This is a genomic window from Stenotrophomonas sp. TWI273 (assembly GCF_039674765.1).
Classification (GTDB): domain Bacteria; phylum Pseudomonadota; class Gammaproteobacteria; order Xanthomonadales; family Xanthomonadaceae; genus Stenotrophomonas.
Map to the genome: position 1 here is coordinate 410,559 of NZ_JBDJOA010000002.1, position 19,675 is coordinate 430,233.

General features: G+C 64.8%; 26 protein-coding genes. 2 read left to right on the forward strand and 24 right to left on the reverse strand.

All coding sequences use genetic code 11. The features are described from left to right. The first annotated feature begins 116 nt into the window (after window positions 1–116). Together ABE571_RS04265 and ABE571_RS04270 are read left to right on the forward strand one after the other, a co-directional pair. A complete protein-coding gene (locus ABE571_RS04265; RefSeq protein WP_346493249.1) occupies window positions 117–1,217 on the forward strand; it encodes a ParA family protein in 1,101 nt (366 codons plus the stop codon). Continuing rightward, a complete protein-coding gene (locus ABE571_RS04270) occupies window positions 1,214–1,927 on the forward strand; it encodes a hypothetical protein (protein WP_346493250.1) in 714 nt (237 codons plus the stop codon). The genes ABE571_RS04265 and ABE571_RS04270 overlap by 4 nt, the downstream gene beginning before the upstream one ends. Window positions 1,928–2,017: 90 nt before the next feature. On the opposite strand, the gene ABE571_RS04275 is transcribed toward ABE571_RS04270, so the two are convergent. The 24 genes from ABE571_RS04275 to gpM form a co-directional block, all read right to left on the reverse strand. After that, window positions 2,018–3,031, reverse strand: coding sequence for a phage late control D family protein (locus ABE571_RS04275; RefSeq protein WP_346493251.1), 1,014 nt, complete (start codon window positions 3,029–3,031; stop codon window positions 2,018–2,020). Next, complete coding sequence (locus ABE571_RS04280; RefSeq protein ID WP_346493252.1) at window positions 3,028–3,429, reverse strand: phage tail protein; 402 nt, start codon at window positions 3,427–3,429, stop codon at window positions 3,028–3,030. The genes ABE571_RS04275 and ABE571_RS04280 overlap by 4 nt, the downstream gene beginning before the upstream one ends. Window positions 3,430–3,435: 6 nt before the next feature. Then, a complete protein-coding gene (locus ABE571_RS04285; RefSeq protein ID WP_346493253.1) occupies window positions 3,436–6,297 on the reverse strand; it encodes a phage tail tape measure protein in 2,862 nt (953 codons plus the stop codon). A gap of 32 nt (window positions 6,298–6,329) precedes the next feature. Continuing rightward, entirely contained in the window at window positions 6,330–6,446 is a 117-nt protein-coding gene (locus ABE571_RS04290; protein WP_346493254.1) for a GpE family phage tail protein, read from the reverse strand. An 8-nt stretch (window positions 6,447–6,454) separates the two neighbouring features. Beyond that, complete coding sequence (locus ABE571_RS04295; RefSeq protein ID WP_346493255.1) at window positions 6,455–6,787, reverse strand: phage tail assembly protein; 333 nt, start codon at window positions 6,785–6,787, stop codon at window positions 6,455–6,457. 69 nt (window positions 6,788–6,856) lie between these two features. Next, entirely contained in the window at window positions 6,857–7,366 is a 510-nt protein-coding gene (locus tag ABE571_RS04300; protein ID WP_046272334.1) for a phage major tail tube protein, read from the reverse strand. A gap of 61 nt (window positions 7,367–7,427) precedes the next feature. Continuing rightward, window positions 7,428–8,591: a phage tail sheath protein gene (locus tag ABE571_RS04305; protein WP_346493256.1), complete on the reverse strand. Its 1,164-nt coding sequence runs from the start codon at window positions 8,589–8,591 to the stop codon at window positions 7,428–7,430. Window positions 8,592–8,604: 13 nt separating this feature from the next. Then, window positions 8,605–8,958: a GPW/gp25 family protein gene (locus ABE571_RS04310; RefSeq protein WP_346493257.1), complete on the reverse strand. Its 354-nt coding sequence runs from the start codon at window positions 8,956–8,958 to the stop codon at window positions 8,605–8,607. After that, window positions 8,955–9,539, reverse strand: a complete 585-nt coding sequence (locus ABE571_RS04315) for a phage baseplate assembly protein V (protein WP_346493258.1) — start codon at window positions 9,537–9,539, stop codon at window positions 8,955–8,957. Before ABE571_RS04315 ends, ABE571_RS04310 begins: the two co-directional genes overlap by 4 nt. A gap of 60 nt (window positions 9,540–9,599) precedes the next feature. Further along, a complete protein-coding gene (locus ABE571_RS04320; RefSeq protein ID WP_346493259.1) occupies window positions 9,600–9,818 on the reverse strand; it encodes a hypothetical protein in 219 nt (72 codons plus the stop codon). Window positions 9,819–9,820: 2 nt separating this feature from the next. After that, window positions 9,821–11,272 (reverse strand): phage tail protein, encoded by a 1,452-nt coding sequence (locus ABE571_RS04325; protein ID WP_346493260.1) that lies wholly within the window; start codon window positions 11,270–11,272, stop codon window positions 9,821–9,823. Window positions 11,273–11,275: 3 nt separating this feature from the next. Next, the gene (locus ABE571_RS04330) at window positions 11,276–12,154 is read right to left on the reverse strand and encodes a hypothetical protein (protein WP_346493261.1); all 879 of its coding nucleotides are present in this window, start codon (window positions 12,152–12,154) and stop codon (window positions 11,276–11,278) included. Between the two features lie 3 nt (window positions 12,155–12,157). After that, window positions 12,158–13,741, reverse strand: a complete 1,584-nt coding sequence (locus ABE571_RS04335) for a hypothetical protein (RefSeq protein WP_346493262.1) — start codon at window positions 13,739–13,741, stop codon at window positions 12,158–12,160. Then, window positions 13,738–14,394, reverse strand: a complete 657-nt coding sequence (locus tag ABE571_RS04340; protein ID WP_346493263.1) for a phage tail protein I — start codon at window positions 14,392–14,394, stop codon at window positions 13,738–13,740. The genes ABE571_RS04335 and ABE571_RS04340 overlap by 4 nt, the downstream gene beginning before the upstream one ends. Then, on the reverse strand, window positions 14,387–15,280 hold the full coding sequence (locus ABE571_RS04345) for a baseplate J/gp47 family protein (protein ID WP_346493264.1): 894 nt from the start codon (window positions 15,278–15,280) through the stop codon (window positions 14,387–14,389). Before ABE571_RS04345 ends, ABE571_RS04340 begins: the two co-directional genes overlap by 8 nt. A 60-nt stretch (window positions 15,281–15,340) precedes the next feature. Beyond that, complete coding sequence (locus ABE571_RS04350; protein WP_346493265.1) at window positions 15,341–15,793, reverse strand: phage virion morphogenesis protein; 453 nt, start codon at window positions 15,791–15,793, stop codon at window positions 15,341–15,343. Continuing rightward, window positions 15,781–16,194 carry a phage tail protein gene (locus tag ABE571_RS04355; RefSeq protein ID WP_346493266.1) on the reverse strand — a complete coding sequence of 138 codons (414 nt, stop codon included), beginning with the start codon at window positions 16,192–16,194 and terminating at the stop codon, window positions 15,781–15,783. Before ABE571_RS04355 ends, ABE571_RS04350 begins: the two co-directional genes overlap by 13 nt. Beyond that, window positions 16,191–16,769, reverse strand: a complete 579-nt coding sequence (locus ABE571_RS04360) for a hypothetical protein (protein WP_346493267.1) — start codon at window positions 16,767–16,769, stop codon at window positions 16,191–16,193. The genes ABE571_RS04355 and ABE571_RS04360 overlap by 4 nt, the downstream gene beginning before the upstream one ends. Continuing rightward, complete coding sequence (locus ABE571_RS04365) at window positions 16,769–17,440, reverse strand: glycoside hydrolase family 19 protein (protein WP_346493268.1); 672 nt, start codon at window positions 17,438–17,440, stop codon at window positions 16,769–16,771. The genes ABE571_RS04360 and ABE571_RS04365 overlap by 1 nt, the downstream gene beginning before the upstream one ends. After that, on the reverse strand, window positions 17,437–17,715 hold the full coding sequence (locus tag ABE571_RS04370) for a phage holin family protein (RefSeq protein WP_346493269.1): 279 nt from the start codon (window positions 17,713–17,715) through the stop codon (window positions 17,437–17,439). The genes ABE571_RS04365 and ABE571_RS04370 overlap by 4 nt, the downstream gene beginning before the upstream one ends. Beyond that, window positions 17,708–18,061, reverse strand: coding sequence for a putative holin (locus ABE571_RS04375; RefSeq protein WP_046272347.1), 354 nt, complete (start codon window positions 18,059–18,061; stop codon window positions 17,708–17,710). The genes ABE571_RS04370 and ABE571_RS04375 overlap by 8 nt, the downstream gene beginning before the upstream one ends. Window positions 18,062–18,063: 2 nt before the next feature. Then, window positions 18,064–18,273, reverse strand: a complete 210-nt coding sequence (locus ABE571_RS04380) for a tail protein X (protein WP_046272348.1) — start codon at window positions 18,271–18,273, stop codon at window positions 18,064–18,066. Further along, complete coding sequence (locus ABE571_RS04385; RefSeq protein ID WP_046272349.1) at window positions 18,273–18,737, reverse strand: head completion/stabilization protein; 465 nt, start codon at window positions 18,735–18,737, stop codon at window positions 18,273–18,275. The genes ABE571_RS04380 and ABE571_RS04385 overlap by 1 nt, the downstream gene beginning before the upstream one ends. Before the next feature lie 100 nt (window positions 18,738–18,837). Next, window positions 18,838–19,671, reverse strand: a complete 834-nt coding sequence (gene gpM, locus ABE571_RS04390) for a phage terminase small subunit (RefSeq protein WP_346493270.1) — start codon at window positions 19,669–19,671, stop codon at window positions 18,838–18,840. Window positions 19,672–19,675: the final 4 nt, after the last annotated feature.

A 19,675-nucleotide genomic window follows, 5' to 3' on the forward strand; every position in this document is an offset into this window, starting at 1 on the left:
TTCGTCGTCGTAAGCATGCTTTCCCATACGTGCGACTTAGGGTCCGGCGATGTGCTCGGGCTTTACGCAGCATCTAAGTTATTAAAGGGAATTTCAAGTTATTTCAAGGGGGTGTTATGGCAGTAAAGATAGTCACAGTTTTCAACAACAAGGGGGGCGTCGGAAAAACGACGTTGACCTATCATCTTGCGCACGCACTTGGGCATCTGGGTAAGAAAGTTCTGCTCATTGACTTGGATCCACAGTGTAATCTCACAATAAATGCGCTTCAGGTGAACCAGATTGAGGGGATGTGGGATGCAGAAAATTCTTACATTGAGGATTTCCAGCAAGCCAGAGAAAGAGATCCATCGGAGTTTGCTGTTCTTGTTCAGCAGCCGCGAAGCATCCATTTCCTTCTGAAGCCTACGGAAGACGGCACGGCTGAGCTCACTAACAGTCCTCCTCCAGTGGCCCTTGCCAAAGACGTCCACCTAATTCCTGGTCGGCTCACTCTGCATAAGTTTGAGGCGAAGGTCGGTGAGCGCTTCTCAGGTGTGTACCAAGGAGACCCTCTGGCCATCCGCACTTCAACTCGCGTGAGAACTATCGCACACGAGTACGCGCGGATCTATGGATACGACGTTGTCATCTTTGACACTTCGCCAAGCCTCGGTGCTTTGAACCGAAACCTTCTCTCGCTCGCAGACGGATTTATGATTCCGTGCTCACCGGATCTGTTCTCCGTTTATGGAATCAAGAACATCGGTGACGCGCTGCGTGGATGGCGTTCCCAGTTTGAAAGCATCTTTCATTTCTTGTCAGATCAGAAGCGGTCCAGCTTCCCTCCGAAGTTCGTTCGCTTTATGGGATACACGATCTACAACGCTAAGCGGTACAGCAAATTCGAGAGTGATCTTAATCTGGCGAAGGCTCATCATGACTATGCAAAGAAAATTCCCGAGACCATCAGCAAGGCAATAGATCCGGAGAACCGTATCGATGTGCCCGGTTTGATTGAGGGGTCGATGGGTGGCAATGCTGTCATTCATAGTCACAATACTTATCCGAGCATGTCTCAGAAGTATCATGTGCCGATGTGGCTGCTGCCTACCGTTGGTCACCTCGATGCGGATGACGTCAATACGATTCGAGCGAATCAAGCAGGATATTTCGAAACGCTCAATAGGTACGTGGATTTTGCGAAAGATTTTTCGCAGAGGCTGGATCTCCTGTGAGCACAGAAAAATATGAGGACATCCTGTGCAGGTTCGATGAGCAGCGCCACGACTTTTCAGTCTTTATGAACCACATCGTTGACTACATTGGCCGACACCCAGGGTTGACCAAGGCCGGCGCGGAGGTGGTTCACTCTTACAAGTCGAGACTGAAGGATCGCGAGCACTTGCGGGATAAGCTCAAGCGGAAGGAAGAAGAAGGTCGAGCGATCACGGTCGACAATGTATTCGATGAGATCACTGATCTCGCCGGCGTGCGCATCATGCACATCTTCCAAGCGCACTTTTCAGACGTTGACAAGGTGATACGAGCGCGCGTTGCGGGTGGTGACTGGGTGCTGTCTGAAAGGCCAAAGGCATACACCTGGGATCCAGAAGCAGCGGAGTTCTTCGGTGCATTTGACTTGGACGTTGTCCAGAAGCCTACTAGCTACACGAGCGTCCATTACCTTATCAGGCCTCGTGGTGATTCGCCCATCTGCTGCGAGCTACAGGTTAGAACACTGTTTGAAGAGATTTGGGGGGAGGTTGATCATAAGATCAACTACCCCAAGCCAACTGAAAGTGTTTCCTGCAAGGAGCAAATAAAAGTGCTTTCTAAGATTGTAGGGGCTGGCAGCAGATTGCTTGATTCTCTGTACAAGGTTCAAGCCCATGAGGCTGAGGCTGAGGCTGCGGCTGCGGCTACTTCTACTGAGAAAGACGCCTAGCGATTCCGTGACCTTTTTCATTGAGCTGCGGCTCATGTGTACGGGCATAGTGCCGCTTGGCTTCTACCACCCAAGCGGCTCTTATGTGTATCAAGGTGCGGACTGCGCGATCGAAGTCTCAAGCACCAGCGAGGTGGTGAAGCCGCTGTTGCCGGTGATGCTGTGGGTCGTCTCGGCGATCAACCAAGTGCGCCCGTCGATGTCGGCTTTGAACCCGGACACGTCGATTCGCTGCTCCGGGTACAGATCCGCTCGCCCCAGGGCGAGCGAGTAGTCCATCTTGGCCGCGCCGCGCTGCACGCGCTTCCACTCGGCGTCAGCGTGCTCCCGCGCGGTCTTCTCGCTGTCGTAGGTCTCGCGCAGGTTCTTGGCGTTGGTCGCCGTGCCAACCAGCACCGCTTTGCGGCGCGCACCCTTCTTGTCGTTCCAGTACGCGCGTACGCCGCTGTAGGTGTCGCGCTCGGCCTCGCTGAAACGATGGCTGTCGCCATCGGCGCGGGTGATCGATGCGCGGGGCAGTTCGATGCCGGCAGGCGTGGTGCCGCTGTCGATGGGGGAGAACACCAGGTTGCCAGCCTTGACGGTGGCCACCGCGTCGAACCGCGTTCCCAGCCGCGTCAGCAGTGCCACGTCGCTTTCGTTGGACTGGTCCAGATGGTCCAGTGCCAAGCTGGCAAGAGCCGGCGCTACTCTCGCGCGCAGGCTGTGTTCGCCGGCAATGGCGCCGATCACCGCGCCGACCGTAGTGTCATGCCAGCTGCGATCACGACGCGTGCGCATGGTCTTTGTCAGCTCCGCGCTGCGAGCGCGGATGGTGATGACATCGGGCGGGCCGCTGTGCTCGACCTCATCGACCACGAAAGTGCCCTTGTCGATCAGGCCGGCGTCACGCCAGCCCAGCGCCACGGTGAGCCTGACACCCTTGCGCGGCAGCGCCATGCGGCCGTCATGATCGTGGATCCGCAGATCCAGCTGGTCCGCCTCGCCGCTGCGGCATTCCTTGAGGGTCAGCTCGATCAGGCGGGGTGCGATGCGGTCGGTCAGATCCTTGCCGTCCAGGGTGACGCGCCAGGCGGGAACCGGGTAGCCGGTGCGGCTGCTCATGCTTGGTCCTCGGCCATGGCCTCATCCGGCACCCGGTCCAGGCTGAGCTGGAACTCGACCTTGCGCGGCGTGCCATCGGGGAAGAAGACGCTATGGGTCTCTTTCAGACTGGTGATCGCGTAAGCGCCATGCACGGTGCCGTCGCCGGCTACCAGCGCCCACGGCTGGCCGGTATCGGCCATCTCGTGCAGGGTGGCCAGCGACGAGTACTGGCCGGTCAGCGGCGGCGCGATCAGGCCGCTCAGTTGCACGGTGTCCTCGCCGGGACCGACGAACTGCGACGCGGCACGTGCGCCCACACGCTCGGTGCGTGCGTGGCGCCATGACAGGTCGCGGGTCAGCTGCTCGTAGGCGCCATCCCGCAGGGAGAAAACAAAGGTTCCAAGGCACATCATCATCGGTGGCTACTCCCTATCGCCCAGCGCGGAGCGCGCGCGGGCCTGTTGCTGTCGCTGCAGGGCTTCGAACTCGGCGCGGACCATCCGGGCGATATCGCCCGCGTCCTGGCCGGCCTGCGTGTGGATGTGGATCTCGATCTTCCCGAAGGAAGCCGCAGGCGCGCTCTGGCCGGCCGACATGGGCGGGCGGCTGTCTACGGCCCCCACTGGCCCCGCAAGGGCTGCTAGCGCCGCGCCAGCGCCCGCCTGTTGGATGCGGCGGGTGATGCCCTGCAGCGCTGCGAGCGGGCCGTTCTGGCCCGCTTGCAGGCCGTTGGCCAAGCCCTGCATGGTGAAGCCGCCCAGCTCGGCGAACACGCGGGACGGGCTGTGGATCCCGAGCATGCCCTTGAACTGATCGATCACGCCCCGGCCGACACCGGATACGGCCGAGGTCGCGGCGGAAATCTTCGACCGGATGCCATTGACCAGGCCCATGACCATGCCCATGCCCGCCTGCATCATCCGCGATGGCCAGCTGGCCATCAGGGTGTTGATGCCGGTCCACATGCTCTGCAAGCCTTGGGTGATGCGCTGACCGTTGCCGGTGAACAGGCCGACGATCACCGACCACGCGCCGCCCAGGTACTGGCTCAGCCCACCGACCACACGCATGACAACCGCCTGCATGGTGGTCGCGGCGGTGACCAGCCAGCCAATGGCCTTGACGGCCATGCGCAGCTGCACCGTCAGCGCCACGCCCAGGAACTGGCCGAAGGTGCGGCCGGCGCTGGTGGCCCCTTCCAGCTGTTCGGTGGTGGCTTCAAATGGAGCGAACAGCTGTTTGACCCAATCCCACACCTTGCCGATGGCCGAGGACAGCTGATCCCAAAGCGGTGCCAGCGGCGCCAGTGCCGTGCGCAGCTCGGCCAGCACCGGTGCGAATGCATCCTGCAGGCCCTGCCAGACACCGATCATGAAAGCCTTGATCGGTCCCCAGTACTTCCACACCACCGCCGCGACGACAGCGACGGCCGCGGCGATGGCCAGCACTGGCCAGCTGACGCCGCCCAACAGCACCATCAGGGCGCGGCCGACGTTGAGCAGGGTCGGCAGCACCTGGCTGGCCAGCGTGCCGAAGCGTGCGATAAGCGCCCCGACACCACCGCCGCCGGAGAGAAGGGCCACAGCGCCGCTGATCTGGCCCAGCGCCATTGCTGCCAGACCGCCCACGGTGAGCAGGCCGCCCAGGACGGTTACCAAGGCAGCGCCTGCCACGGCGCTCACGGTGAGCGCGCGTGCCAGCTGCGGGTTCTCCCGCGTCCAGGTGATGAAGCCGCCCACCACGCGGCCCACGGCTTCGGAGGCGGCCTTGATGTCGGGCAGCAGGGTGCGGCCGAGGGTGCCTGCCATCACCAGCATGGTGTTCTTGGCAAGCTGCATGGCGTTCTCGGAGGTGGCCACACGCGAGGCGTACTCCTGCTCCATGGATCCGGCGTACTTCTGGGCGTCGGTGACCTTGTCGAAGTTGGTTTTCAGCAGGTCGAGGTTGGTCAGCAGGGGAGCGATCGCACCGATGGACTCGCGGCCGAACAGGGTGGTCATGGTGGCGGCCTGCGACGCCGCCGGCAGCTTCTTCAGCCGCTCCAGCACATTGAGGATGGCGCCGCCGGCATCCTTCTGCATGGCCTCGGCCATCTCGGTGGAGCTCAGGCCCAGCTTTTCGAACGCGGCGAGCTGGCGCTTGGTGGCCGCTTCGCCCGAGGACAGGGTGAGCAGCATGTTCTTGATGCCGGTGGCCGACACCTCAGACTCGATACCCATGCCTGCCACGGTGGCGCCCAGGGCGGCCAGCGGGCCGCTCTGCAGGCCGGCCACTTCGCCCAGCGCGCCGATGCGGTTCACCACGGCGCTGATCTTCTGGACGCTGGCCGGGCCGGTGTTGCCCAGGTAATTGATCTTGTCGGCCAGGGTGACCACCTCGGCCTGGCCCATGCGGAAGGCGGTACGCCACGTGGCCATGGTCTGGCCAGCATCCTCGGCCGTGGTGTCGAAGGCGACGCCCAGCTTGGTGGCGTCCTCTGCGAACTTCAGCAGCTCCTTGCGCGGGATCGATGCTTGACCGGCGGCGGCAACGATCTTGGCGATCTCGTTGGGCACCATCGGCAGGCGGCGGGACAGATCCTCGATGTCCAGGCCCATCTGGGCGAACTGGCGCGGGGTGTCGAAGTCGACCACCTTGCGCACCTCGGCCATCGCCGACTCAAACCCGACCGCTTCCCCCACCGGCAGGATGGCTGCATCGAACGCCCTGCGGCCGCCGAAGGCCATGCCTGCGCCGAGGGCGGTGGCTTTCAGGCCCGCGCTCTGCAGCGCCTGGGAACGCTTCTGGGCGGCATTGAGCGCGGTGAGCCGCTTCTGCTGCTGCTCGATGGCCTCGTTGGCCCGGACGATGTCGGTGCGCAGGCGGCGCTCATGGTTGCCCAGCTCGCTGGTGCTGATGCCGGCAGCGGCCAGCTTGGTACGCAGCGCCTGCAGGCGTTCGGCGTTGCGGCCCACCTCGTACTTCATCCGTCCGGCCGTGCGCGTGGCGGCGGCGAACTTCTGCGCCAGCTCTTCGCTGGGCTGCTCGGCCGCCCGCATCTCCGCTGCCAGCTGCCGCACCTTGGCGCGCTGGTCCTTCAATGCTGCTGCAGAGGTCTTGGATTTCTCCGCCAGCTCGCGGAACGCGGACACGTCGCGCTGCTGTGCGTTCAGGCCGCGCAGTGCCTCTCGCTGCGAGCGCAGCGACGCGGTCAGTGTTTGGCTGCCGCCCAGGACGCGGCGCATCGGCCCGGTCGCCCTGTCAATCGCGTCCAGCAGGACGCGCAGCCGCATGTTCTCGCTCATCTACCTGGTCTCCGTATGTGAAAACGGCGCCCTCAATCGGGGGCGCCGCTGCGTTTCCGGGCGCGCTCGCGCCACTCCATCAGTTCCTCTACCGACCAACGATCCATTTCGGTGGGCGACCAGTGGAAGATGGTGGCCACGTCGGCCATGGCGTCTTCTACGCGGTCGGGTAGCCCTGGGCACTCGCCTGTTCCCGCGTCATGAAAAAACCGGCCGTCTCGATGCCGAACTGCAGCAGATCGGCCGGATCCAGCGCAGCGACGTCGGCGCTGGTCAGCGTCGGGCTGGTGATGCGCGGCAGCAGCGTGGCCAGCGCGCTGACATCCATGTTCAGCACCTCAACCAGTTTCAGGCCACGCAGCTCGCCGGCACCGGGGCGACGGACGTCAACCGAGGTGATCTGCGTGTCGCCGCGCTGCAGCGGCTCTTCCAGCGTGATGGTGGCTTTGCGCGCGGCCTTCTGCGTGTTGGGGACGGTGGTGGCGGTCATGGATATCTCCTTCGGGGATGCAGGGGGAAGCGAGCGGGCGCGTGGCGCCCGTCGCGGGGTGTGGTGGGGTTACGCGCCGATGGCAGTGCGCAGGGAGAGCAGGCGGTCGATGCCGCCGACGTTCTCGATCATGTTCACCAGGTCCAGTTCGATCAGAACCTCGCCGTTCCAGGTCAGCTTGTAGTAGCTGCACGCAGTGGTGACGGTGAACTCGGTGTCCGAACCAGCTTCGGCGTCGCCGAACTCCAGCCCTTCGTGGCGGCCGCGGATGACCACTTCCACCGCGTCGACCTGGCCGTTGTCATCGCGCTGGTAGCCGCCGGCAAAGCGCAGCTGCACGGCATCGTGGCTGGTCTCGGCGTACTGGCGCAGGATCGGGCGCATCAAACCGCCGTAGACCACCTTGATCTGGATCTCATCCTGACCGAGGTCGATCTTCACCGGGCCGCTCATGCCGCCGCCACGGTAGGCCTCCATGATGCGTTTCAGCTCGGGCAGCGTGATGGTCTTGGCCTCGCCGAGGAAGCTCTCGCCGGCGGTGAACGTGTTGAAGCCTTTCAGTTTGCGGGGCAGGCCCATGGGGTTTTCTCCGATGCGGAGCCAAGGCGGTCAGCAGCTGACCGCCGTAGGCAGGGTGGGATCAGTTGGCGATGGCCGAGGCGAAGCCGGCCAGGTACTTGTCGGTGATGCGCTGGCGCAGCTGCAGGTTTTCCAGCGGCGGGACCGGGGTGAAGTCGTAGTCGATGACCAGGCCGCCGGAGGCCAGCGTGGTCTGCGTGTTGACGTCCGGGTCGTACCAGGCCTTAGCGTCGATCAGGTAGCCGCTGCCTTTCAGCTCGCGGAACTTGGCGTTGATGCTCTCGATGATGTCCTTGATCAGCGAGGCGTGCATCGGCTTGTCGACATAGACGGCCATGGCATCGGCGATGGTGTCGGCGAGGATCTGCGCGGTGCGCGTGGCGGTCTCGAAGGCGAACAGCACATCGTCGCTGCAGGTCCGCGAACCCCAGAAGCGGTAGCCGTTCATCTGGATCAGGGTGGTGACGTCGCCGGCATTGAGCACGCCGGCATCGCTGGCCGGATCCTGCAGGTCAAAGTAGACGTCGCGCGAGATGCCGGTGACACCGTTGACCGCGACGTTGGACAGGTTCTTGTGCCAGCCCTGTTCCTTGTCGATCAGGGCGCGCAGGCCCATGGCCCGGGCGACCGCGTAGGCCAAGCCGATCTGACCGGTGGTGCTGTCCAGGGCGGTGAAGTCCGGCCAGATGATCATCAGCTCGCGCGCACCGAATTCCTCGCGGTACGCGGTGGCTTCGGTCACGGTCTTGGCGGTACCGGCGCTGATGTAGGCCATCGCGCGCAGGCGCTTGGCCACCACGGCCAGCTCGGCGGCCACCACCTGAGTGTCCAAGCCGGGCGCACCGATGATGCGGGGCTTGACGCCCACCTTCGCTTCGGCGGCCAGCAGTGCTTGCAGGCCCGAGTACTCGCCCCCGGTCTTGTTGCCGATCACGGCGATGGACTGCTCGCCGTCGTTGTCTTCTTCCTTGACGCGCACGACCACCATCACCGGCTTGGTCTGGTCGGCGATGGCTTCCAGCGATGCCTTGAGCGTGCCGGTGGCACCGGCCTTGGTGATGGCGCCGTCGATGTCGGTGATCAGCACCGGCTTGTTCAGCGGGAACAGGGTGGCGTCGGCGGCATCGCCGGTGGCTACCAGACCGATCACAGCGGTGGCCACGGTGCGGATGGGGCGGACGCCGGTGTTTACTTCGATGACGCGGACGCCGTGATGGTAGTCCATGGGGTATCTCCAGTTAGCGGAAGCGGAGGGGGATGGTCAGGCGGGTGTAGCCACTGCCCTGGGTGACGTCGGTTCGGGTGCCCTCCACGTCCAGGACAAACGCGCCGGGGGCATCCCCCTGCGAGATCGAGAGCTTGCTGATGCGGATCCGCGGCTCCCAGCGCATCAGCGCCGTGGCCACCGCGCCATACAGCAGCGTGCGGGTCTGGCCGTTGAAGGGCTGGTCGATCAGCTCGGGCAGCAGCGAGCCGTAGTCACGGCGCATCACGCGGGTGTTGAGTGGGGTGGTCAGCACGTCGCCGATGGATTGCGCCAGGTGCTGGGCACCTTCGATGGTGCGGCCGGTGGTGGCAGACATGCCCCTCACTGCGGCGGATCCGTCAGGCCGCTGCCGCGCTGCACACCGGGGTGCTTGTGGCCCTTGAGGCTGATGCCGGCAGCGATCACGTCGACGTCGGCCGTGGCCGTACCGGTGATCGAGGTGTCCCCCACCACCGAGGCGTTGCCGTTGAGCGTGGTTTCGCCGTTGACGGTCAGGGGGCCGTTGATGGTGGTGCCGCCAGGTGCGGTGACGGTGAAGGTGCCGCCCGCCGGCAGCAGGGCATCGAGCGCGTGTGCGGCGGCGTCGTAGCGCAGCTGGGCGCCATCGGCGAACCGAAGCAGGGTGACGGCCGCGCTGGCGGCTGGGGCGGGCACCTGGCCCGAGTACAGGCCGCACAGCGCGATGGCATTGCCGGTTTCGCCCTCGGGCGACAGCAGCACCACCTGCTCGCCCAGCGAGGGGGCCGACCAGGTGACCGTAGTGCCGGCGCGCAGGGTCAGCCACTGAATCCAGTTGGTGGTCAGATCGCCAGATGCGACGCGGCACAGGCCAGCATCGATGTCTACCGCAACGATGGTGCCGTTGCGGATCAGATTGGAGATGAGGCGGGCGAGGTCGAGAGCCATATCCCCATGCTGCTCGTGCGCGCGGGAGGGCGCACTGCAGCTGTGGTGTAACGGTCGCCGCTACAGCCCAGCACGGCGGGATCGGGGTGCAGTGGCTAGCACCCAGCCGCTGCCGATCCAGCGCGGCCAGCGTTCTGCCGGGTACTGTGCCGGCGGAGGCGTCTCCACGGCGCCGGCCGGCAGCAGCCAGATGCCTGACTGCAGCGGCGACTCATCGGCCTGCGCGGTGCCGGCCAGCAGGCCGGCGGTGTCGACAAGGTAGACCGTCTTGGTGGCCATGGTCAGTACTTGATGCAGGCGAGCAGGGCGACGTTCTTCGGACGGGTTTCATTGCCGCCGCTTACGCCGGTGGTGAAGTCGTGCGCGTGCCTGCCATCGGTGGAGGTTTGCCAGGCGTAGTTGTCGTAATCGACGCCGCCGCTGGAGCCGGCGTTGCGGTTGCCGGGGCGGTGGGGACTCATGCCGTAGGGCGCTGCAGCGGTGTGCTTGTTTCCCTCGCCGAAGGAGGAATCGTGGGCATGGTCACCGGCCTCGCTGGTGCGGCCGCCGTGCGCGTGGGCTGCAAGTTGGTCGCCCTGGTTGGAGCCGATGGTCCGGCCTGCGTCGTTGCCGCGCCCGTCGTCCCAGAAGCGGGGGAACATGCCGCGCAGATCCGGCAGGAAGAAAGATCCGACGCTCGCTGCCTGACCGGCCGGCGTGTACACGTGACCGATTGCTGCGAACAGATCCGGGTATGCATCTTGGGAGACCTGGGCGCCGTTCGCCCTCAACCAGCCCGTAGGGGCGTTGCTCCCAGCGAAGGTGCCGATCATGCCTGCAGGTGCCATCTGCCGCATCTCGGCTCGGCTGGCCACCCCGAGGTTGTTGCGTGCCTCGGCCTTGTTCGGGACGTCGGCAAGGTTCTCCGATCTCTGCAGTGGGGCACCCAAGGTGCCTGCTGGCTCGTTCTGCGCTGCGATCAACCGGGTACCGGCGGGGTAGCTCCTCCCCAGGATCACACGGGTGGCGTCCTGGCTGTCGGGCATCCATTCGTCTGCAGACGCACCACGCGCGATGCGCTCGCCATCGATGTAGACGGCAAGTCCGACTGTCGTGGTCACGACCAGGTCCACCAGGGTCTGCCCAGCAGCGAGCGTCTGTTTCTCTTCGATGCTGTTGACGTTGACGCTCACACCATCGGCATCGTCCCACTCAATATCCCCATCGGCGTTACTGGCTTTGGTGAGGATCTGCCCCGTTGTGCCACCAGGGATTACCAACTTGGCATTGACGGTGTTGAACACCCACTTCTGCGATGCGACAGCGGTGTTGGGGTCAATCACCAACGTAACGTTGCTAGCATTCATCGCGACGAATGCGGCACGGTAGATGCCATCGCCGACCGCGCCCTCGCTGGCCAGCGGCTGGTAGTTGTCCGGAGTGTTGGCTACGCCAATGACGTCACCGTCAGAGTCGATGACGGCCAGCTCGCGGACCACGAAGCCACCCTCGGTCGAGGGCAAGATTCCCTCGACATAGAAAAGCAGCTGATTGTCCGGATCCTGATACACCCGGTTAATGGGCACGCGCAGACGCTCTCGTACCAGCCCGGATGGCTCGCTTGGCAACTCCACCGGGTTGCCATTGCCGTCGCCAAAGGCCATGAAGGCCATGCTGACAGGATCACCGCCCAGGCGCGCGAAGTTGAGCTTTCGCAGGCCTGCCGGCGTATGGAGGAATCGGAAGTTGGCCATGGCTTAGGAGATCGAGTTAGGGTCGGTGTAGGTGTCGCCGTAGAACTTCCCGCCAGCGGCAAAGGCTGCTGCCCACAGAGCCTTGTCGATAGCGGCAACCAATTCGGCGCTGCGGCCGGAGACGGTGAGGTCTTCCACGTATGCCCGGTAGAGCACTACCGATGCCGCCTTGTTTCGATTTGCCGAACCCCAAGCACCCCACGATCCGGCACCGAGGTAGCCGTTGTTGATCGCCGCGGATCCACGCCGGGACGTGGGCGACACAATGCCCAGGCGCGCCTTACCCACGACAGAGGCGACCGAGTCGTTGTTGGGATCAGAGGCATACCGCAGATCGAAGTTGGCAACGTCGACCGGGTTGGGTAGACCGCCTTGGAAGTGGAAGATGCTGCTGGCAGAGGTGCCGCTGGAAGAACCCACGTGGAAGTACGACTGAGGGGCGGCGGCCTCCAGCGCGGCTCGCGTCGGACGGTGCCAGAGCGAGACGAAGTAGTGGTGGTTCGGATTGCTGGCCATGTAAGCGAGCAGCTGGGCATTGAACGCCGCACGCCAATAGCCGTCCGCCGTCTGGCCGGTGTGGGCGCTGATCACGTGTATGCCACCCTTGGACGTCAGCTCTGCGCGGCACTGATTGGCGGCAAGCGCTGCCTCGACCACCAGACCGGTCGATGCGCTGCTGCCGATGATCCGCATGGCGGTGTCGTCAGCGATGTTCGTGATGACGCTTCCCTGGCCGGGTACGGCGGTCACTTTGCCAAGGCTGTGACCGAAGTCGACAAGCAGCAGCGAGCCATCAGAGAGGATGGCGTCCTTGCGTAGCTTGGGCATGTTGCTGCCACTGAAAACAACACCTTCCAGCTGCTGTGCGATACCGGTATCCATAAGTCACCATCCATTTTTGTTGAGCTGGGCCTGAACCCAATTGAAGATTTTTTCGTGGAACGCTGACGTCCAGTGCACCGGGTCGATGCGCAGCGAGCGCGGAACGATCTTGTCGGCAACGTCTCGGGCGTCATCGGCGCTGCTATTGCTGAACTGGAAGGAATGCTCACGGCTGCACAGAACCTTGTCGCCGTATGTGCGCTTGCAGTGCGCTTCGATAGCCAGGATGTTGGTGTAGACGTTGCTGTTGGTTGCGCCATCGCCTTCATACGAGCTTGCCGCGCGGTCATTTACCGCCCCGGCCGCCACCGCTCCGCCATTGGGCGGGGTGATGATCAGGAACCTCTTGCCCAGCGTGCGCTGCAGCGCGACGCAGGCGTCGATATCGGAGATGACCCTGCTCGGGTCGGACAGGTTGTTGCGGCCCACGCCGATGACGATGACGTTGTTGCGCAGGTTGCCGGTGTCAGGAATGAACGGGGTCTGCCCCGGACAGGCGATGGCGGCACCCACTGCGGTACGGGTGAAGCTGTAGGCACCACCTGCTGCGCGGTCAAAATAGCCATACGCACCGCCCAGCCAGCCGTAGCGCCGCGCCTGGCCCTGATCGGTACTTGGGGTGATGTCCACGGCGCTGATCGCCACCACGCCGCTTTCAGGGATGATTCCGCCTGCCACCGTCATCAGCGAGAAGTAGGCGCCTGCGCGAACGGCCTGGTGACTGGACGTCTGGCCGCCAACCGCATAGCTGGTGACGGTGCGGTCTGGGTTGGCGGTGGACAGCTGTTCGCGCCAGGTGATCTGGCTGCCGGCGCCAGCGGTGAGGGAGTCACCGATCAGCCACAGGTCACGGGTTGGCTTGAAGTAGGGCGCGAGCTGGTCAAGACGCTCGCTCAGGCCATACGCGTACACCTCGCCGGATTGCTTGATGCCGATGGCAATCTGCCCCTCGTCGTCCAGCATGGCGTAGACGTACCCGGAATCGATGGGGGTGTGCACGAACGACATTCCGGCCGGTAGCAACTTCTCATTCACGCCGAACGCCCACACCGAGCCGTCAGGACGGACGCCGAGGGCAATGTTGCCCAGTGCATCGGTGAGCGCATACACGTACCCGGATTCCGGCGTGCTTCTGGTGAACTTGAATCGCAGCTTGTTGGAGAAGTCGCCTTCAGCGATCAACGCCAGGGCGGACTTGTCTGCCTTGGAAGACAGTCCGTCCTCTCGGATCCACTTCCATTTGTTCGCGGGTGTGACCCACACGTACTCGCCCTGGTTGGGCACCGACAATCCGCTTACCGGGTCGATGTGCGATCCAGCGTCGAGCAGTACGCTCGCGCCAACATTGGCCGTGCCCACAATCGTGTTGAGTGTCGCCCACAGCTCAACCACTACGCGGCCGGCAGCTTGGCCGCTTTCAATGGCTGACATACGCTCGTTGATCGTCTCCACATCACCGAGGACCGTGGCAAAGGACGGAACCAAGCCGCCCTCAGTCGGAACCAGCGTGCCGCGTGGGCCGTTCACGATCCGGTGGGCTAGATCGCTATCGGTGATGAATTGATCAACCTTGCTGACGGTGGTCACTCGGTGGCTCCTTGGAACTGACGTGGCAGTGTGGTGTTGATGTGGAAGTGGAGGGCGTCCGCAGCAGCTGATACCTCTGCGTCGCCTTCTTCGATGGCAACGAGCAGCAGGGATATGTCGGAGAAGCGCGATTCGACCTGGCGCTCTACGCCTTGGGCAGTGGCGGCTGCCACGTTCGGGGTGCCGAAGCTGGTGAGCATCGGGACCAGCTCAGTCAGGTGCGAGCGCAGGTTCTTGGTGTCCTCGATCGCTTGCAGCAGGCGCTGCAGGTCGGCCTTGAGGAACGGCGTGGCTATCGAGTTGACCAAGACGCGGAAGGTGTAGGGCGCACCCTGCGGCGACTGCTGGTGCCATTCCTCGATCTCCACCGGAACGCCGACCGCATCAACGGCATCTAGCAGCGCACCAATCGTCCCTTTGCGGCGATGGATCTTTATCGACTGCTGCACCGTGCGACGTCGAACGTACACCGGCCACTCCGGTCCCCACGTGTCCACGCTGAATGACCACGCCAGCCAAGGCAGCATCGTCTCGGATGCGCGCATGGGATCGAGTGCGCTATCGAAGGGCGCTGGAACGTCCGACACCCGAGCCATTGTCTTGGCGACCGCCACCTCCTGTGGGGTGGCGTTCGGCGGCAGCAGGCTAGACATTGCCCACCGTGCGGTGGGTGATCCGAATGCCGGTGCAGCGGCTGGCCTCGCCCACGCCGACCGCGATGTTCTGCGGCGGGCTGATGAGGGTGACGTCGACTACACCCTCCTGATGCAGCGCACGGTCCAAGGCCGAGCGGCTGACCATGGCCGCCATCCGCGAGTTCTTCTCAGCATAGGCAGCCGCTTCATCCTTGGCGGCCTGCACCACCACAGCAGGATCCGGGCCGGGGTAGATGTCGAGCACGGCCTCGATCTCGTACTCGACCACCGCCGCGCTCAGGACGGTCACAAAGTCGGTGAGAGGGCGAACGTCGACGTGGTTGACCGCCGTGGCCACCTTTGCCAGCAGATCGTCGGGCGCGGTGCCATCACCCTCTCGTGAAAGGACGTAGACCGCCACGTGGCCGGGCTGGGGGCTGTCGGCCGAGGCGTCGAGCACCCGAGGGTCGGCCGCCAGAGCATGGAAGATATAGGCACCGGCTGGACCGGCGACGGAGAAGCCCTCGGGTGCCATCTGGATCCGCCGGCGGAACTCCACGTCGGACTCCATCACAGCCGGCGTGCCCAGGGCGGGCGTTGCCTCGGTCACCACGCGGCGCTCGACGCCATAGAAGGCACCGAGGTGGTCGAGCATGGAATCTTCTGCATAGGCCAGCAGAACGGACTTGATGCCCTCGTTCACGCGCTGGCGCAGCAGCATCTCGCGGTACGCACCTACCTGGGCCAGCTTGTAGACCGGATCTGACTCGACCACGGCGCTGTAGCTGGGATCCTGGGCGCGATACATGTCCAGCCATTGGCCGAGCAGCACCTCGTAGTCGATGACTTCGACCGCGCTCGGCGCAGGCAGGCGAGACAGGTCGACGGCAGAGAAAGTAGTCATGCGGTCATGGTCGCCAGCCCCACGCGCGCGCGACAGGAGCTGGCGCTGTACGGGTGTTCGTTACAACCCGGACAGATGATTGAGCAGGGTGTCGATCACCCGCTGCTTGTCGCCATCGGCGAAGCCCAGCAGCTCGCGGCGCTCGTATCGGACGCGGGGGCCGCCGCGTCGCACCTGGTCGACCAGGCCTTCTTGATGGACGCGGGCGATGGCGGCGGCGCGACGAATGAAGAACACCGAGGCTTCGCTTGCGTTGCCGCGTGCCTTGAGGTGCTTGGACTGTCGGAGGCGGGCAAACATCTTGCGGCGGCGGATCCGGCCACCCTTCTGCCGCTTCTGGTTCCTGCGTCGGGCGTACTGGCTACCGTCCGGTGCACGCTGCTCACCGATGCGCTCGCTCTGGGCACGCTGCAGATCCTGGGCGATGCGGCGGGCCAGCCGGGCGCGGCCGGCTGGCTCAAGCCGCTGCAGCAGCGGCCCGATCCAGCTTTCCAGTGAGGTCAGCTCATCCATGCCGGCGGCGGCTCAGCGACGACGGATGGGGTCTCGTTGCCCTGGTCGTCCGGGGCGACCACCACGTTCTCGGTGAGCGGCAGCTTGATGTCCAGGTCGACCTTGTCATCGGCCAGGATGTCCACCTCGAAGCGGATCTGCTCCTGCAGGCTGGGGCCGGCCAGCAGGGGGGATTGGTTCACCCGCACCCAATCCAGCAGCGCCAGCCACAGGTGGTTGGGATCACCGGCATAGTCGGTGATGATCAGGTTCATGGTGTAGCGCCACTCAAACGAGCGCGATTCCACCCCGGTACACACGATGCTGCCGTTGTCGATGAAGGCGAGCAGGCGATCCTTGTCGGTGGCCAGCTCGGGCACAGCGGCCTCAATCGCAGCGCGCAGGGAGGCCGGCTTCTTCATGGCTCGACCTGCACGGCGCAGCCGGCGGCTACAGCCTGCCGCCGCGTGCTGGTCAGTTCGTCTTGGAGCCAGCCGATCCATGCGTCGGCGTGGTCGGCGTCCTCAACAGTCGCTGCCGTGTCCGCTGCCCGAAGGTCGGCTGCTGCATCTTCGCCTTCGGCAAGGGCTGCAGCCGCACCGGAGTCGGATCCGGGCGCAGCACCACACTGCCACCACGGCTGCAGCTGCACGTCGCCACGACGCAGAGCAGCAGCAAGGTCACTACGGGCTTGTTTCGCATCGTCCACCTTCTTGTTGTAGCGGTCATCGTTGTCGGTTCGTTCGTCAGCCAGCGCCAGCGCCGCAGCGCGGGCCTTGGCGGCCGTCTCGGCGGTGGCCTTGGCCAACCCGTCCAGCACAGCGGCGTGGGCTTTCAGCGCGGCCTGGTGGGCCGCCTGCTCCGTGTGGAACTTGCCCTTCCACTTGGCAGCGCCCTGGTCATGCCAGAACCACGCACAGGCGATGGCCATAACCAGCGCTGCGGCCCAGCGGGCGATGACCAGATAGGGACGGAACGGATCGATGCTCAGGGCCATCACGCGGACTCCAGCAGCGTGATGACGCGGTTGGTGCGGGTGGTGCGGTCTTCCAACCCAGCAGGCGTGCTCTTGGATCGCGCGTCGCCCAGGTTGATTGCGCGGCTCAGTGCCAGCACGTCGCCGGCATCTGCCCAGCGGTTCAGGCCGTTGTCCTTCCAGTACGCGGCCGCAGCACGCGCGCCGTTGACCGGATCCAGCAGCAGATCCGGGTTCTGCAACAGCGGCAGGCCGAGCAGCACGCCCATGCGGGCGTAGCCGTTCTTGAGAGTGTTCTGGATCGGGCCACGCCCACGGTAGCGCCAGCCGTCGCCGCTGGCCTGGTCACCGTTGCCGCCGCGCCGGGCATAGACGTAGTTGGCCAGCTTCTGCGGGTTGTTCAGGAAGCCCTTTGCGAACGCCAGTTCCTCCGGCTCGATCTTCCGGTTGCCGTTGAGGTCGAAGCGGCGGAACACTGCCACCACGCGCTCGGCGGTGCCGTAGCTGAGGTTTTCCTCCACGCGGGTCAGGCTGACGCTTTCATGGCCCAGCTGGGCCATGAAGTAGGCAACCTGCCTGCGCATGGTGATCCCGAACTCGGCCATGGCGGCGTTGAGCGGTTGGGTCCAGCGCTGCACGCGCGCCACCGGCATCTGCATGGCGCGGGCGAGGATGTCATCGGTCAAGGTCATGGGTCGGTCCTCAGGATGCGGGCGACGTTGCCCTTGGATTGGAGGGTCAGCAGCAGCACCACCAGCAGCAGGCCGAGCTGCCAAGGGCTGACGTGTGCGCGGGGGCCGTACAGCAGGATTTGCAGCGCCTGGCCGCCGGTGGATGCGATCAGCACCCACGCCACCACGGAGGCGCCCGGGCGATGGGTGGCACCCGCATGGGCGCGGTAGGTAATCAGGCGGACGCAGATGGCCAGACTGGCCAGCAGGGCAAGGAAGGTCGTGATCTCAGCCATTTCGGTCTCCGCGGCGGAAGGACTTGAAGTCGATGCTCCCGCTGCCCTCGATCAGCCGCAGGGTGATCGTCACCACGCAGGCGGCCAGCAGGAATGCCGCCAGCCCGGCCGACTCCAAGCCGAAGCGGCGCATGACGTCGGTGGCGCCCATGTAGCCGGGCACGACGCTCACTGCCAGATAGAACAGCCGCTTCCAGAGCAGCAGATCCTTGGCCGACACCACAAACAAGGTGGCGCCGGCGAACGCGCCGATCAGGGCGTCGGGGTTTACGCCGGGCAGCAGCGATGCCAGCCCGACGCTGGTGGCCAGCGCGAAGAGGGTGCCGGTGGAAGTTGGTTCGGTCATCGTCAATCCCAGAGCTGGACCAGCGGGCGCGTGGCGGCGGCTGGGGTGGTGGTATCGGGCAGCACCACGGAGGTGCCTTGGGGCAGGATCGGGCCGAGAGCGGCCAGACCGGGATTGAGTGCCAGCGCCTGCTCCACGCACGCGGCAGTGGTGCCCAGGTAGCGGTAGCAGATGGCGTCCAGGGTGTCGCCTTGGGCTGCGATGACCAGCATCAGATGAGGTCCACCGTGGTGCGGGGCAGGCCCTGCAAGTCGCGCATGGCCCAGCGGTGATCGCGGCGAATCTCAGCGATGGACGGGGTCAGGTCGTCGGCGCGCTGGTTGGCGCTGTCGGTGGCGTCATAGGACCGGTAGCGCTCGGTCAGCTCGGCGGCGGCATAGGTGGCCACGGCACGGCGGTACAGCAGCACCAAACGCGACACGCCGGCGATCACGTCGGCAGGCATGTCGGCCAGCGATTCATGGCCGGCGGCCACATGGCGCTGGGCCCACTCGGCGAGCGCGGTGTTCACCGTGGCTACCGCATTGATCAGGCTGCTGCGCAGGCGCGGCTCGGTGATCGCACCGGTGATCCTCATGTCCTCTCGCACCTGCGTCGGCGAGACGGACGGCCACCAAGTGCCCGACGTGATGTCGTCGCTGGGAGCGTTCTTGCCGGGGGCGATGAATGCAGACATAAGGCCTCGAATTAGTCGCCGGTGGTCGGGGCGTCACCACAACGGGAGAGAGGTCGTTGTGGATCAGCCCCGAGCCGGCGGGGGTTGCGGGGACGCTCGGTTAGCTCTGCCCGTTGGCACCGTCATCGGCCGGCGTGTTGCCAGCGCTGCTGTCGGTACCGGCATCCGGCGCGGGGCCGGTACCGATGTCGCCGTTGCCGTCTGCTGCGATGTTCTGCGGGGCGTCAGCGATGCCTGCGGGTGGAACGTGTTTCTTCAGGAGGCGGGTTGCGCGCTCCAGGTCTTTCTTCCCACCGCACGCCGTGTCCAGCTCCAGAGCGCGGTTGAGGTTGGCCACGCACTTGACCAGCTGGTCGAAGGGCGGCGGGTTGTCTTCGACGTCGTCGGCACGGATCACGCTGCGGCCGGCGGCCAGGTAGAGCTTGGAGCGGACCTGGTCGGGCATGTCCTGCTCGGCGGTCAGCGCAGTGGTGGCATCGAGCACCGCCGCATCGAAGTCGGCACCTGCAATCTGGGCGCGAAGGGCAGCATCGGCCACTTCCTCGGCGATCAGGCAGCCGGTGGTGCGGGCGAAGCGGTCAGGCATAGCCAGGTTGTGGCGCAGGGCGTAGGCGGCGAGCGGCAGCGCACCTACGAAGTCGCCGGCATCGATGTGCCAGAGCATCAGGGTGGCAACCACCTCATCGTCGCCGCCGGCATTGGCCTGCAGCACGCCCTGCAGGTAGGGGGCGTAGTCGTCCAGGATCTCGGCCTTGAACTTGCCCTTGGCCTCGCCCGACTGGATCTGCTTGAGGCGCAGGCGATGGTCCTGCAGCTTCATCATGTGCAGCTCGAATTCGGACGCGTTGTCCACCGGCGCCGAACCATGGCGCCGGGCTGATTCCTCAGCCGCGCGAACGCGGCTGAGGTGCTGCTTGGCGGGACTGGCGGCCATCGGA